12 protein-coding genes are annotated in these 13,764 nt (G+C 65.3%); 8 read left to right on the top strand and 4 right to left on the bottom strand.

All coding sequences use genetic code 11. The features are described from left to right. Positions 1 to 183: 183 nt before the first annotated feature. From repC to repA, 3 genes are all read right to left on the bottom strand, one after another. Complete coding sequence (gene repC / locus VGN93_RS30545) at positions 184 to 1,386, bottom strand: plasmid replication protein RepC (RefSeq protein ID WP_327510610.1); 1,203 nt, start codon at positions 1,384 to 1,386, stop codon at positions 184 to 186. Positions 1,387 to 1,647: 261 nt separating this feature from the next. After that, positions 1,648 to 2,715 carry a plasmid partitioning protein RepB gene (gene repB, locus VGN93_RS30540; RefSeq protein WP_327510612.1) on the bottom strand — a complete coding sequence of 356 codons (1,068 nt, stop codon included), beginning with the start codon at positions 2,713 to 2,715 and terminating at the stop codon, positions 1,648 to 1,650. Further along, complete coding sequence (repA, locus tag VGN93_RS30535; RefSeq protein ID WP_327510609.1) at positions 2,715 to 3,965, bottom strand: plasmid partitioning protein RepA; 1,251 nt, start codon at positions 3,963 to 3,965, stop codon at positions 2,715 to 2,717. The genes repB and repA overlap by 1 nt, the downstream gene beginning before the upstream one ends. Before the next feature lie 566 nt (positions 3,966 to 4,531). Between repA and VGN93_RS30530 the strand changes: the two genes are divergently transcribed. Then, positions 4,532 to 4,777 carry a WGR domain-containing protein gene (locus VGN93_RS30530; RefSeq protein WP_327510608.1) on the top strand — a complete coding sequence of 82 codons (246 nt, stop codon included), beginning with the start codon at positions 4,532 to 4,534 and terminating at the stop codon, positions 4,775 to 4,777. A 300-nt stretch (positions 4,778 to 5,077) separates the two neighbouring features. On the opposite strand, the gene VGN93_RS30525 is transcribed toward VGN93_RS30530, so the two are convergent. Further along, on the bottom strand, positions 5,078 to 5,869 hold the full coding sequence (locus tag VGN93_RS30525) for a helix-turn-helix transcriptional regulator (RefSeq protein WP_327510607.1): 792 nt from the start codon (positions 5,867 to 5,869) through the stop codon (positions 5,078 to 5,080). 96 nt (positions 5,870 to 5,965) lie between these two features. Here VGN93_RS30525 and VGN93_RS30520 point away from each other — a divergent pair, with 96 nt between their 5' ends. The 7 genes from VGN93_RS30520 (at position 5,966) to VGN93_RS30490 (ending at position 13,584) form a co-directional block, all read left to right on the top strand. Next, entirely contained in the window at positions 5,966 to 8,095 is a 2,130-nt protein-coding gene (locus tag VGN93_RS30520) for a hydantoinase/oxoprolinase family protein (protein ID WP_327510606.1), read from the top strand. Positions 8,096 to 8,111: 16 nt separating this feature from the next. Then, positions 8,112 to 10,304 (top strand): hydantoinase B/oxoprolinase family protein, encoded by a 2,193-nt coding sequence (locus VGN93_RS30515; protein WP_327510605.1) that lies wholly within the window; start codon positions 8,112 to 8,114, stop codon positions 10,302 to 10,304. A gap of 3 nt (positions 10,305 to 10,307) precedes the next feature. Then, positions 10,308 to 10,805 (top strand): acetone carboxylase subunit gamma, encoded by a 498-nt coding sequence (locus VGN93_RS30510; protein WP_327510604.1) that lies wholly within the window; start codon positions 10,308 to 10,310, stop codon positions 10,803 to 10,805. Further along, positions 10,802 to 11,632 (top strand): SDR family NAD(P)-dependent oxidoreductase, encoded by an 831-nt coding sequence (locus VGN93_RS30505; protein WP_327510603.1) that lies wholly within the window; start codon positions 10,802 to 10,804, stop codon positions 11,630 to 11,632. Before VGN93_RS30510 ends, VGN93_RS30505 begins: the two co-directional genes overlap by 4 nt. A 51-nt stretch (positions 11,633 to 11,683) precedes the next feature. Next, positions 11,684 to 12,631, top strand: coding sequence for a choline ABC transporter substrate-binding protein (locus VGN93_RS30500; RefSeq protein ID WP_414714215.1), 948 nt, complete (start codon positions 11,684 to 11,686; stop codon positions 12,629 to 12,631). 273 nt (positions 12,632 to 12,904) lie between these two features. Next, entirely contained in the window at positions 12,905 to 13,147 is a 243-nt protein-coding gene (locus VGN93_RS30495; protein ID WP_327510602.1) for a type II toxin-antitoxin system Phd/YefM family antitoxin, read from the top strand. Continuing rightward, the gene (locus VGN93_RS30490; protein ID WP_327510601.1) at positions 13,147 to 13,584 is read left to right on the top strand and encodes a type II toxin-antitoxin system VapC family toxin; all 438 of its coding nucleotides are present in this window, start codon (positions 13,147 to 13,149) and stop codon (positions 13,582 to 13,584) included. The genes VGN93_RS30495 and VGN93_RS30490 overlap by 1 nt, the downstream gene beginning before the upstream one ends. Positions 13,585 to 13,764 lie beyond the last annotated feature (180 nt).

Raw genomic sequence — 13,764 nt, 5'->3', positions numbered from 1 at the left:
GGGGAGAAGGTGGCCCGAAGGGTTAGGCGCAACTTGTTGCGCCGGGATGAGGGGGTGGCGCAGAGGGATCATGTCGATCTTTTGCGCCCGCGCCCTCCCCCTCATCCGCCTGCCGGCACCTTCTCCCCCCGGGGGAGAAGGGGACAAGTGGCGAGGGTTCCATTTCCCGCGGACTTGACCGCCTCACGCCCGCCCCTGCCCGCGTTCCAGCGCCTGCACCATCGGATAGATGCTAAAGGCCGAGCGTTCCGCCTTGTCGGTGAGGTCGCGCAGATAGCCGCCGGGCGAGCGGATGGCCTCGCCGCGTTCCAGCAGCGCGGCGATCACCACCGCGGCCGCCGCCTCCCCCATTGCGGCCTTCGCCTTGCGCCAGGCATCGGGCGAAATGCCCAGCATCGCGCGCACCAGATCCGCGGCCGCCACGAGGTCCGTCCAGTTTTTCACGCCGCTGCGCGCATAATCGGCGATCTGCGGGCAGAGCCGCATCAGCCTATCGAGACTGATCGCCATCTTCTGTTCGGGCGCCGCCTTCGCGGTATCGTCTTCTCGGCCATAGGGTTCAATAAGTTGGTCTGTGTTTGAATTCTGAATATGCTGCTCAGATTGAGGCTCACTGCCGCTCATTTCTTCGTCCGAAAGGCTTGAGAGATAAGCGTTTTCCACTTCTGCCCGAAGGCGCTGGAGGCCGTCGCGACGTATGACCAGTATGTCTGCGGCGGCACGGCGGCCAAGCCCCGCCACGAGATCGGCGAGCCGGGCTGCAAGACCGAGCCAGGCGCCCGCCCTGCCCTCTTCCAGCGCCGTGGCGATGATCTTGGCGATATCGCGCTGATGCAGCGTCACTTCGCTCCTCAGCGCCCGCTGGGCGCGATCCTCGGCGCGCGCGGTCTCGGCGGCCTGAAAAATCTCTCCGGCCTTCAGCGCCAGCGGTGCGAGGTCGAAGCCGAAGGCATCCTCCATGGCGCCCTTCTCGTCGCGCCGGCAGAAGCGCTTGCCGTTGGCGCTGTCGCGGCGAAAGATCAGGCCGGCCTCGACGAGCGCCGCCAGATGCCGCCTTATCGTCGCCGGGGCCATGCCGCGCGCGCGCAGCGAAAGTTCACGGTTGGACGGGAAGACGATGATCGGCGCCGTGCCGTCGAGCTCGCGCTCGTTGGCGAAGGAGACGAGCGCTTCCAGCACGCCGATCGTGCGGTCGCCGATGCCGAGGACGCCGCGCGCCTCCGTCACGGCGCGCATCAGCTGCCACTTGTCGGCACGCCCATTGTCATTGCCGCCGCCCCCGGCGCGCAGCTTTTCCTGCCGCTCCGCCGCCTCGCGCTGCCGCATGAAAAGGCGCGCACTCATCCGTCCGCCGCCGAAAGGCGTCGTTGCAATCTGCTCCATCATGGTCGGGTCCTCTTTTGAGAGGCAAGGAGGTCCCGTCAACGCCGCCGGTCAGGCAGGCGAAGTCCATTGTGCCGTGCGGCAGGCAATACCGACGGCGCTTGACTTTGACCCTTGGAAGTGATTCTCTCGAATTGCTACATAGAAGAGGGCTTCCGAAATGGTGACGTTTTGGGGGCCTTTTTTCTTGTCTCCGCGCTTCCTTCCGCTGGTTTCTCTGGGTGTTGCCGGCCGTTCACACGGCCGAATCAGTGTGTCTCGGGCTCAGCTTTTCCCCGCCATTTCGCCCTTCCGGGCAGCAAGAAAAGTCGAATAATCCTCTTCCAGCCGCGCCGTCAGCCGCGCGATGAAGGCCGGGTCGACATCCGGCGGGAACGCGATGCGCACCGCCCTGCCCTTGCGCTCCACCTTGGCGAGAAGCCCGCCATCGGCCCTGTGGATCTCCTCCACCGCCGGAGCCGCTTTCGGCGCACGATGCGTCAGCCGGTCGAACAGCTTCTGGAACCGCTCGTCGCTGCCGACCCGGCGAAACTGTTCGGACGCGACCTCGTCGGTCGCCTTCTCGATTTCCGCGCCGTTGCCGTTCTCGAAGATCGCACTGAGCGCCATCCAGCGCTCGCGTCCCGCCTTCGGCGCCGGGCCGATCTCGCGCACGAAACGGATCGGCACGCTGTCGGCCACCTGAAGCAGGCGCGACAGCTCGCTCTTCTGCACCGCGAGCGCATCGCCGACGAGCCGGCGCTCGAAGCCGCGCGCCACCAGCGCCTGGGCAAACAACGCGCGCTCGATGAAAGTCAGGTTGCGCCGCTCGGCATTCTCCTTGCCCTGCGCCAGCACCAGCTCTTCGTCGGACAACGCCCGCACGATCGCCTTGACCTTCTGGCCGAGGCGGCGGGCGGCCTTCAGGCGGCGATGGCCATAGGCGACCTGGTAGCGGCCCTCCCCTCCTCCGTCCGCGACGGGTGCCGGGCGAACGAGGATCGGCACCTGCTGGCCGCTGTCGCGCATGCTGTCGACCAGCGCCAGGAAATCCGGATCGTCGCGCTCCTCGTCGGAAAGCCGGTCGTTGACGAAGGACGCCTCGATGCGGTCGGTATCGAGCGCGACGATGCGCTCGCCCTCCTCCAGCGCCTGGCGCAGCGCGCGGGCCTCTTCGGCTTCCCGCGTGATGGAGGACAGCGTCAGCCCCATCGCCTTGACGGCGCCGGACGACGTGCGCCCCGGCTCGCCGGCTTGCGGCATCGATTTCGTCTCGGGCGCGGCCTCGCCGGCCGGCAGGATATCGCCGCCGAACAAGGCCTTGATGGAATTCTTGCGGTCGCGGCCGGTCATCATGCGCGTCCCCATGCGGTATGCAGCAGCTGTTCGATCTCGTTGTTGACGGCCTCCAACGAATCCATCGCCCGGTCATAGGTGCCGCGGGAAAAATTCTCGCGGCCGACCTCATAGAGCGTCTGCTTGGTGAGGCCGGCGTCCGAGACGGCGGTGGATTTCAGCATGGCCGAGGTCAGGACGCGGTTGCCGAACAGCGAGCGCAGGAAGCCGACGATCTGCGCCTGCGGCCCGTCATGCGGCTCGTAGCGGGTGACGAGGTAGCGCAAAAAGTCGAAATTGAGCTGGCCGCCCGCCTCGCGCACCACGCCGAGCAGGTCGGAGGTCATGAACAGGAACTGGCTCATCGAGGCGACGTCGAGCATCTGCGGATGCACGGTGACGATCACCGAGGTGGAGGCGCAGAGCGCCGACAGCGTCAGGTAGCCGAGCTGCGGCGGGCAATCGATCACCACCACGTCATAATCGTCGGCGACCGAGGCGAGCGCTGCCTGCACCCGCGTGAAGAACAGGCCATGCGCCTCGCCGGCCTTGCGCTCGGTCAGCGCGCGCGGCGTCGCATGTTCGAATTCCTGGAGCTCCAGATTGCCCGGCACCAGATCGAGATTGTGGAAATAGGTTTTCCGGATGATCGCCGAGAGGGGGCGCACCTCCGCGTCGTAACGGATCGCCCCGTAAATCGTGTCATTGCCGACGAGATCGAGTTCCGGCTGGTAGCCGAAGAGCGCCGAGAGCGAGGCCTGCGGATCGAGGTCGATGGCGAGCACCCGGTGGCCGGTCATCGCCAGGTGCTGGGCGAGATGCACGGAAGACGTCGTCTTGCCGGAGCCGCCCTTGAAATTGGTGACGGAGATGACCTGCAAATGTTCGCCGCGCGCGGGATCGCGCCATTTCACATAGGCGCGGGCCTTGGCGGCATTGCCCTTGGCGCGGGCCTGCTCGGCGAGGTGATGGCGCAGCGCATCGATATCGGCAAGCGAATACATGCGCCGCCCGCCGGGGCCGGTCGCAAGCTCAGGCCCCTCCCCCGCCAGCGAGATCTGCCTGAGATAACCGTCCGACACGCCGATCAGCCGCGCGGCTTCCCCAGAGGTGAAGCTGCGCAGCGTCTTCTGCGAGGTCGGCGGGAAGAGCCGGTCGCGCATCGCCTGGAGCTGTACGGAGAGCGCGTGCGCATCTTCCGCAATGGTCTCGTCGGCCGGGCGAAGCGGCACCTGTTCTCCCAACGCTGTCTCCGACGGCTTGGCCATCCGCAGTCTCCGTCCTTCTCAATCTTTGGCCCAACCCTTGGGCCGATCCCCCTGTCCCGTCATGATCGGGCGGATCGTCTCGCCTATAGTGTCTGCGATTCTCCACCCCGGGGATATGCGGGCACGGGAAAATCTACAGATGCTTTTGGCAGTTACGGCGAAAGTCACAATCTTCGCCCGGTTCCGTTAGGGACGGTGCGGCAGCTTGCGAGTCGCGTCAAGCGTTTTTTGGTTAACGAAATCTTAACGCCAGACCCGGCGCGAGACTGGAAAACCGGGCTTTTCGCGCTTGGATTCGCTAAAGTGCCCCTCATCCGCCTGCCGGCACCTTCTCCCCGCAAGCGGGGCGAAGGGATATGCCGCACGGTTTTCCCCAACCCTTGACCGATCGTGGGCCACGTCCCCTCTTCCCGCCTGCGGGGAGAGGGTTAGGGTGAGGGGCAAGCCACAGGCACGGCGTTGACACCTGTCAACATCGCCGACCCATCACGCGCATGAATCGATCGCCGCGGACCGATTCCGAAAAGTCGTTGGACGCGATTCTTTTCCCCGGCGAGACTCGTGTCATGGATGAGACGAGGTCAAGCCATTTCGAACGCCGCGATGCCACGCGCAACATGCAGCGCTTCTACCGCCTGACGGTGACGCGCGACCTGTTCGGCACGGCGCTGCTGGTACGCGAATGGGGCCGCATCGGCATCTTTTCCCGCGAGCGGGTGGAGGCGAAGCGGAGTGTCGCGGAGGCCTGGCGGGATGCGGAGCGGCTGGCGGTGCGGAAGTGCCGGCGGGGATATGTGCCGGTCGGGGATTGAGGCCCGGAGGCAGATGGCCAAGCCGGGCGGCCTCTCCTTTGACTTCGTTCCCTCTAGCCCCTCCTCCCTCTGGTCCCCTCCATCCTCTCCTCCTTCTTGTCCTATCCATCCTCGCCACCCTCTCCTCCGTCATCCTCGGGCTTGACCCGAGGATCCACGCATCACCGCAGGCCTTGAGGGGATGGCATGGATCCTCGGGTCAAGCCCGAGGATGACGTTGGTGGGTGGGTTATGTGGGTGATAGAGCAGCAACTACTGGGCCACGACGCCCTCCACCCGTTGACACCTGTCAACACCCCGTCAATGCGGCTGGCTGCGGTGGAAGAAGTGCAGGAACAGCTCCCGCTCGGTGGTGATGTCGAGTTTTTCGTAGATGCGGGCGCGGTGGTTCTTCACCGTGCCGGAGGCGATGCCGAGGCGGGCGGCGATGGTGGCGGTGGGGTGGCCGTTCAGCACCAGCTCGACGAGTTCCAGCTCGCGGGCGGACAGTTCCGGCCAGAGGGCAGCGGCGATGACCGGGCCGTTGGCCGGCACCGCGCCGGGGGCCGTGGGGGTAGCGCTGCGGCTGTAGGAGGGCTGGCGGGTTTTCGTGTCGAGCGCGTGCAGGGCGGCGAAGACGGAGAAGCGCTCGTTGAGCAGGTCCACGTCCGCATCGCGAAAGGGCTGGCGCGAGCGGTCGAGGAAGATGCCGAGGCACCAGTCGTCGCCGTCCTCCAGCAGCACGCCGATCTCGTCGCAGATTTCCGACTGGGCGAGAAACTCGGCGATGTAGCGGCCGCGTTTCATGCGGTCGCCGGCGAGGCTCTTCAGGGGCACGATGCCGGTGCGCCGCTCGCCGCGCCAATGGGCGTAGAAAGGGTCGAAGACATAGTAGGTTTCGAGATAACGCGCGACCATCGCTTCCGAATAGCCGCGGTGCTTGACGAATTCCGGCCGGCGGGTCGCCGAATAGCGCGTGACGGTGATGAGGTCGGGCGAGACGACCGCGCCGATCATGTCGATCAGCCGGTCGACGTGATCGTCCGTTCCCGTCGCGGCGATCGCGGCGGCGAGGGTCTGCCAAAACTCTGCGCGCATGCCCTGATCTAGCATCCCCCTGCCCCGCCGTCATTGTGCCTTTCGGCATATGGCGCCCCGCCCTTGCCCGAGCCTAGTCTTGCCCCATCGAAAGTCTCGGAGGGCAAGGACTTGGAAAACCCGATTGTGATCGGCATCGACGCGGGCGGCACCATGACCGACACGATCCTCGTCGATCGTCATGGACACTTCAAGATCGGCAAGGCGGCGACGACGCCGAAAGACGAGGCGGAGGGCTTTGTCGCCTCCTCGCTGGACGCGGCCGAGGCCTGGGGCATTTCGCTGGAAAGCCTGTTTTCCGGCGTCGACGTCGTGCTCTATTCCGGCACCGGCATGCTCAACACGCTGCTGTCGCGCACCGGCCGCAGGCTTGGCCTCATTACCACCAAGGGCATGGAGGACATGATCCTGATGGGTCGCGGGCTTCAGGCCTGGGCCGATTACTCCTATGCCGACCGGCTGCACGCCGTCACCCACCATCACCCCGATCCGCTGGTGCCGCGCCGGCGCACGCACGGCGTGACGGAGCGCATCGACCATTTCGGCGATGTCGTGCTGCCGCTTTACGATGCCGACGTGGTGAAGGCGGCGCAGGCCCTGATCAGGGACAAGGTCGATGCCATCTGCATCATGACGATCTTCTCCCATGTGAACCCGGTGCATGAAAAGCGCATCGCGGAGATCTGCCGCGAGGAGATCGAAAAGGCGGGCGCCGAAATCGCCGTCTATACCAGCCACGAGGTGCGTCCGGTCATCCGCGAGCAGTCGCGGCTGAACTCGGTGCTGATCGAGGCCTATGCGACGTCGCGCGGCCGCAAGCAGCTGCGCGGCATCGAGGATGCGTCGAAGAAATACGGCTTCAAATACGGCGTGCAGACGCTGCTCTCCTTCGGCGGGCTGACCTCGATCAACCACCCTCGCCTGCACGAGACGATGATCTCCGGCCCGATCGGCGGCATCCTGGGTGCTGCCTATATCGGCAAGCTGATCGGCAATGACTCGCTCATCTGCTCCGACATGGGCGGCACCTCCTTCGACATGGGCGTCATCTCGCGCGGCCAGACCCGCATCGAGAACGAGCCGCTGATGGACCGTTTCAAGCTGAACGTGCCGACGCTGCATCTCGATACGATCGGCGCGGGCGCCGGCATGATCCTGAAGGTCGACCCGCTGACCCGGAAAATCTCGCTCGGGCCGGAAAGTGCGGGCTCCGATCCGGGGCCGATCTGCTTCGACCGCGGCGGCACCGAGCCGACCATTGCGGATTGCGACGCCATCCTCGGCCGGCTCAATCCGGATTATTTCCTCGGCGGGAAGGTGAAGCTCCAGGTCGAGAAGGCGCGCGCCGCCTTCAAGGAAAAGTGCGCCGATCCGCTCGGCGTCGGCGTGGAGGAGGCGGCCGAAGGCATGATCGAGATGCTGGAGGCGGACGCCAACAATGCGCTGCGCCGCGTCATTTCCGGCCAGGGCATCCACCCGTCGGAATTCACGCTGCTCTCCTATGGCGGCTCCGGCCCGCTGCATCTCGCCGGCTGCTCCAAGGGCATCGGTTTCAAGGACATCATCACCTTCCAGTTCGCCGCCGGCTTCTCCGCCTTCGGCTGCACCACGGCGGATTACATGCGCCGCCACTCGGTCTCCACCCAGATCGACATTTCGGCGCGCGCCTCCGATGATGCGCTGGCGGCGTATGGCGCGCAGGTCACCAATGTGTGGAAGGACCTCGAAAGGGCGGCGGTCGATGAAATGCTGGCTGATGGCCATGCGCGCGAGAAGATCAGGACGGTGCCCTTCTTCATGGCGCGCTATACCGGCCAGCTCGAAGACGTCGAGGTCATCGCGCCGTTGCCAGCTGTCAACTCGGCAGACGACATGCGCGCCGTGCTCGCCCAGTTCGAGGAGGTCTATGCCAAGGCCAATCACCGCGTCTCGAAATATGGCGAGGCCGGCTTCTCGCTGATGGAGCTCGGCGTCATCGCCACCGCCGACAAGATCAAGCCGACGCTCATCCGCCGGCCGCTCGGCACCGCCAATCCGCAATCCGCCCACAAGGGCACGCGCGAGGCCTATATCGGCGGGCGCTGGCACAGGGCCAATCTCTACGAAATGGACCTGCTCGAACCCGGCCACGAGGTGACCGGCCCGGCCATCATCGAGCATCCGGCCACCACGCTCGTCGTGCATCCGAACGACCGGGTCTTCATCGATGCCTGGACGCTGCTTCACTATAGTCACGCCTGAGCGAGAGACCGAAACCATGCTGGACAGAACCGCAAATCCCCTACGCGAACGCCTCCTCGAATCCGAACGGCTGATGGAAGAAACCGGCTGCTACGACGGCATTACAGAGCTGACGCTGCGCCGGCAGGATCCGCTGAAATTCGAGACGCTGCACACCAAGCTGCGTGCCTATTGCGTCTCGGCGCGCGAAATGGCCCGGCGCATCTCGGCTTCGCCCGGCGTGCGCGAAGTCGGCGAAATGGTCGTCGCCATCTATACGCCGGAGGGCGACGCGATCGCGCTCTCCAACGGCATCATGGTGCATGTGCACACGATGAGCCGCTTCATCAAATGGATGATCAAGAACGGCTACGAGGAAAACCCCTGCATCCGCGACGGCGATATCTTTGCCAACAACGATGCCTTCATCGGTACCGTGCAGGTGCCTGACGTGATGGACGTCGTGCCGATCTTCTACGAGGGCACGCTGGTCGGCTGGGCGGGCGCGGTCTGCCACGAGCTGGAGGCCGGCGGCATCACGCCGGGCGGCGACGTGTGCCTGGCGCAGGAGCGCTTCACCGAAGGGCTGTTCGTCTGCGCGGAAAAGGTCGGCGAGAACGACGAGATCCGCCGCGACTACGTCATCCGCTGCGAGCGGAACCTGCGCATGCCGATCTACTGGGTGCTGGACGAAAAGGCCAAGGTCGCCGCCTGCATCGACATGCGCGAGAGCGTCAAGCAGCTGATCTCCGAGGTCGGGCTGGAATACTGGCAGCGGCTTGCCAAGGAATTCATCGAGGAGGGCAGGCGCGCCCAGCTCGCCCGCACCCGCCAGCTCACCGTGCCGGGCATCTATCGCGGCCACACCTTCTACGGCCACGTCACCGAGGGCAAGCCCGGCTTCCAGCCGCTCGGACCGCCGAACTGGCTCTACAACATCCCGATCGAGATGGAGATCAAGTCCGACGGCAAGATCCGCATGGATTTCGACGGCACCCAGCCCTGGGGCTACCACTCGATGAACTGCACGCCGGCCGGCATGGATGGCGGCATGTTCGTGACGCTGACCCAGCACATGAACTTCGAGGGCCTGGTCAATGACGGCGCCTGGATGGCGACCGAGATCAACATTCCGCACGGCACCTGGACCAACCCGGACAACGAGATGGCCGCCACCGCCACCTCCTGGGCGCTGCTGCTTCCCGCCTACGGCGTCTTCCAGCGGCTGCTGTCGCGCGGCTTCATCGCCCGCGGCTTCGTCGAAGAGGCCTTCGTCGGGCAGGTCAACTCGCCGATGATCGAGATGGGCGGCATGAGCCAGTACGGCACGCAGTTCGGCATGGCGCATTTCGAATGCGCCGCTGCCGGTTCCGGGGCGCTCGCCATCAAGGACGGGCTGGACACCGCCTATGTCGGCTGGAACCCGGAATCCGACATGGGCAATATCGAGATCTGGGAACAGAACATGCCGATGGTCTATATCGGCCGCTCGATCGTGCCCAATTCCGGCGGTGCCGGCAAATATCGCGGCGGCTGCGCCTTCGCCTCCACCTGGCTGATCAACAAGACGGAGCACCTGCGCCTCGTCACCTCGGAACATTCCTCGCGGGTCTTCGACAATGGCGGCCTCTGCGGCGGCTACCCGGCGCCGACCTGCGAAAAGCACCATGCGGTGCGCGGCTCGGATATCTTCGGAAAGGCGGCCAAGGGCGAGGCGCTGGCGCACACGCCGGGCACCGATCCGCTCGTCTCGGATTTCGAACGCCGCTACAAGGGCGAGCAGGTCTTCGAGGAGGGGCCTTACATCACCAGGCCGCACAAGTCCGGCGACATCTTCAGCCATGCCTATAATGGCGGCGGCGGCTTCGGCGACGTGCTGGAGCGCGATCCGGTGAAGACGGCCTGGGATGTGGAAAACGGCTTCCTCACCCGCGAGGCCGCCGAGCAGGTCTTCGGCATCATCCTCAAGGACGACGCGGAGGGCTATCCGCTGGCCGATATCGACGCCACCGTGGCGCGGCGCGCCGAGATGCGCAAGGCGCGTCTCGCCAGGGCCATTCCGGTCTCCGAATGGATCGCCAGGGAGGCGACGCGCGTGAAGAAACAGGACTTTGCGCTGGAGGTGACGCGCATGTATCGCAGCGCCATGCAGCTTTCGCCGAGATTCACCCGGGAATTCAAGGACTTCTGGGGTCTCGACGCCGATTTTGCCTTTGCCGGGGAGACGTGAGCCATGAGTGCCTATTCCAAGGAAACCATCCGCGAACTGGTCGACGGCACGCTGCCCTGGCCGCAGACTCGCCGTATCATGAGCGCCTACAAGGACGACGACCGTTTCGCCAAATATATCAGCGTGTTGCAGGATCGCGTGGGCTGGAAGGACCCGATCCTGCTGCCCGTCGGCGACCGGCTGTTCATCTGCGACAGCGCTGACGGGCGGGTGACGCGCTGCGAATGCGGCCATTCCTTCGGCGATTACCGCCGGAACTGGAAGCTCAACGCCGTGATCAGCGTGCGCAACACGCAAGAGAGCCTGCGCGAAATCTACCCCAATTCCGACCTGCCGGACCCGGAATGGATGGAGATCCGCGAATTCTTCTGCCCGCAATGCGCCCACCTGCACGAGGTGGAGGCGGCAGCGCCCGGCTATCCCATCGTGCATGACTTCCAGCCGGACCTCGAAGGCTTTTACCGGGACTGGCTGGGCACACCCTTGAAGGAGACGGCATGACGGAAAACCTGAAGGGCCGCAGCGCGGTCATCACCGGCGGGCTGACGGGGCAGGGGCTGGCGATCGCCGAGGCCCTTGCCGGGGCCGGCGCCCATGTCGCCGTCGGCTCCTTCGTGCGCGAGGCGGCGGGGCGGCAGGGCGACGCCGCCGCCTATCCGGACCCCGAAGAAATCGTCAGCGTGCGGGAACGACTGGCCCGGCATGGCACCAGGGTGCATGCCGGGCATCTCGACGTGCGCGACAGCGCGGCGATCGCCGATTTCGCCGCCGCTGCGGAGGCAGCCTGCGGGCCGGCAGATATCCTCGTCAATGCGGCCGGCACCACCGCCGAACAGCCGGTCATCGGCCATTCGGACGAGCTGTGGCTGAAGATCATCGACACCAACCTCAACGGCGCCTTCCGCATGATCCGGACCTATCTGCCGGGCATGATGACCCGCAAATGGGGGCGGGTGATCAATATCGGCTCGACGGCGGCCACCGTCGGCTGGAAGGACAACCCGGCCTATTGCGCCTCGAAATCCGGCCTGCTCGGCCTGACCCGCTGCGTGGCGCTGGAGGGCGCGCCGCATGGCGTGACGGCGGTGATGATCAGCCCGACCTGGGTGGAGACGGAGCTGATGCGCCGCAATGTCCAGCAGGTTCTCGACCGGGAGGGCGGGGGCCGCACGCTGGAGGACGCCATGGCGGACATCGCCCGGCAGAACCCGCAGAACCGCATCATCCAGCCGAGCGAAATAGCCGCCCTTGCCGTCTTCCTCTGCGGGGAGGGCGCCAGGGGCATCACCATGGAGAACATACAGATCTCGGGCGGCGCACTCTGGTGAGCCGCCTTTTTCGCGTTTGACGACCAAAACAACAAAGAAAGGGAACAGCAAATGCCAAGATATGTAATCGCAACGCTTGCCATGACTGCCGGACTGCTTTCGACCTTCACCACCGCACATGCGGCCGATCCGGAAAGCTGCAAGGCCGTGCGCTTCGCCGATGTCGGCTGGACCGACATCACCTCCACCACCGCCGTCGCCTCGGCGATCCTGCAGGCGCTGGGCTACGCGCCGGAGAGCAAGCTGCTCTCCATTCCCGTCACCTATACCAGCATGAAGAACAAGGACATCGACGTCTATCTCGGCGACTGGCAGCCGAGCATGGAGGCCGACCGAAAACCCTTCCTCGACGACAAGTCGATCGAGGTCTTCGGGCCGAACCTGACCGGCGCCAAATACACCTTCGCCGTGCCGAAATATGTCTCCGATGCCGGCGTCAAGGATTTCGCCGACCTGCAGAAATTCGCCGACAAATTCGGCAACAAGATCTACGGCATCGAGCCCGGCAACAACGGCAACCGCATGATCACCGAGATGATCGACAAGAAGGCCTTCGGCCTCGCCGACTGGGAGCTTATCGAAAGTTCGGAACAGGGCATGCTGGCGGAAGTCGGCCGGGCGATCGGCGAGAAACAGTGGATCGTCTTCCTCGGCTGGGCGCCGCACCCGATGAACTCGGTCTTCGAGATCGACTATCTCTCCGGCGGCGACGACTATTTCGGCCCCAACTACGGCGGCGCCGACATCTACACCAACATCCGCGCCGGCTACGCGCAGGAATGCCCCAATGTCGCGAAGTTCGTCACCAACCTGCGCTTCACGCTGCCGATGGAAAACGACATCATGGGCGCTATCCTGAACGACGGCAAGGACGCCGACACCGCCGCAACCGAATGGCTGAAGGCGCATCCCGACGCGGTGACGCCGTGGCTGGAGGGCGTGACGACGATCGACGGCAAGCCGGCGGAGGAGGCGGTTGGGGGGTTGCTGAATGGGTGATGTTGGGTAGGTGGGTGGCTTTTAGTTCGGTACAACCCGACAACACCCCCCTCTGCCCTGCCGGGCATCTCCCCCTCAAGGGGGGAGATCGGCTGGGGGCACGGGCATCGCTTCATCCGCAACGGCAGCGATAGGCGGGACCTAGCCGCGATTCAATCTCCCCCCTTGTGGGGGAGATGTCCGGCAGGACAGAGGGGGGTGCCCGGAATGCCGGCCTTGCCCTATGCCCACAATCGCGCTATATGACTACTATAGTCATATGAGGCAAACCACATGCGAGAAATCCAGCTAAAGGACGCCAAAGCAACGTTGTCCGCCGTCGTGGACCAGGCGGTGCGCGGCAACCCGGCGGTCATCACCCGGCATGGGCGGCGCCAAGCGGTGGTTTTATCCTATGAGGAATATGAAAAGCTGTCGCATGTGCCGAGTTTCGGGCAACTGCTCGCCGCCTTCCCGGGCGAGGCGGGTGACATTCCCGCCCGGTCCGGCAAGCCGCCGCGCGCCGTCGATCTCTGATGTATCTCGTCGATACCAATGTGATCTCCGCGCTGGCACCATCGAAGCGGGGCGGGAAGGGGGCGCTGGTCGACTGGTTGGACAGGGCGAGCCCCCTGCTCTTCCTCTCCGTCGTGACCGCGGCGGAGGTCGCCTCCGGCATCACCAAAGCGGAGCGCGAGGGCGCGACGAGCAAGGCGCGGGCGCTCAGGGACTGGTGGCAGGCGATCGAATATCTCTATGCGGACAAGCTGCTGGCCTTCGATCTCGCCTGCGCGCGCGAAGCCGGCCGCATGCTCGACCAGGCCCGCGCCCATGACCCCGGCTTCGAGGACATCGCGATTGCTGCCACGGCCGCGGTGCACGGCCTGACCGTGCTGACCCGCAACATCCGCCATTTCGAACCGCTCGGCGTGCCGGTGCTCGACCCGTTCAAGGCGCTGCCGCCTCTGCCGTGAGCAGGGTACGCTTATGGGGCAGTTCTCCCTTCTCCCCCGCGGGGAGAAGGTGGCCCGAAGGGTTAGGCGCAACTTGTTGCGCCGGGATGAGGGGGTGGCGCAGAGGGATCATGTCGATCTTTTGCGCCCGCGCCCTCCCCCTCATCCGCCTGCCGGCACCTTCTCCCCCCGGGGGAGAAG

It is taken from the genome of Shinella sp., assembly GCF_035998705.1.
Taxonomy (GTDB): Bacteria; Pseudomonadota; Alphaproteobacteria; order Rhizobiales; family Rhizobiaceae; genus Shinella.
The sequence above is the reverse complement of the archived record's forward strand: the minus strand, read 5'-3'. Positions and strand labels throughout refer to the sequence as shown.

Excerpts from the sequence above, each read along its gene's own strand:
- VGN93_RS30490 (WP_327510601.1), top strand. The coding sequence starts at position 13,147 with ATGTATCTCGTCGATACCAATGTGATCTCCGCGCTGGCACCATCGAAG.
- VGN93_RS30505 (WP_327510603.1), top strand. The coding sequence starts at position 10,802 with ATGACGGAAAACCTGAAGGGCCGCAGCGCGGTCATCACCGGCGGGCTG.
- repA (WP_327510609.1), bottom strand. The coding sequence starts at position 3,965 with ATGGCCAAGCCGTCGGAGACAGCGTTGGGAGAACAGGTGCCGCTTCGC.
- repC (WP_327510610.1), bottom strand. The coding sequence starts at position 1,386 with ATGATGGAGCAGATTGCAACGACGCCTTTCGGCGGCGGACGGATGAGT.
- repB (WP_327510612.1), bottom strand. The coding sequence starts at position 2,715 with ATGACCGGCCGCGACCGCAAGAATTCCATCAAGGCCTTGTTCGGCGGC.
- VGN93_RS30500 (WP_414714215.1), top strand. The coding sequence starts at position 11,684 with ATGCCAAGATATGTAATCGCAACGCTTGCCATGACTGCCGGACTGCTT.
- VGN93_RS30525 (WP_327510607.1), bottom strand. The coding sequence starts at position 5,869 with ATGCTAGATCAGGGCATGCGCGCAGAGTTTTGGCAGACCCTCGCCGCC.
- VGN93_RS30510 (WP_327510604.1), top strand. The coding sequence starts at position 10,308 with ATGAGTGCCTATTCCAAGGAAACCATCCGCGAACTGGTCGACGGCACG.
- VGN93_RS30530 (WP_327510608.1), top strand. The coding sequence starts at position 4,532 with ATGGATGAGACGAGGTCAAGCCATTTCGAACGCCGCGATGCCACGCGC.
- VGN93_RS30515 (WP_327510605.1), top strand. The coding sequence starts at position 8,112 with ATGCTGGACAGAACCGCAAATCCCCTACGCGAACGCCTCCTCGAATCC.
- VGN93_RS30495 (WP_327510602.1), top strand. The coding sequence starts at position 12,905 with ATGCGAGAAATCCAGCTAAAGGACGCCAAAGCAACGTTGTCCGCCGTC.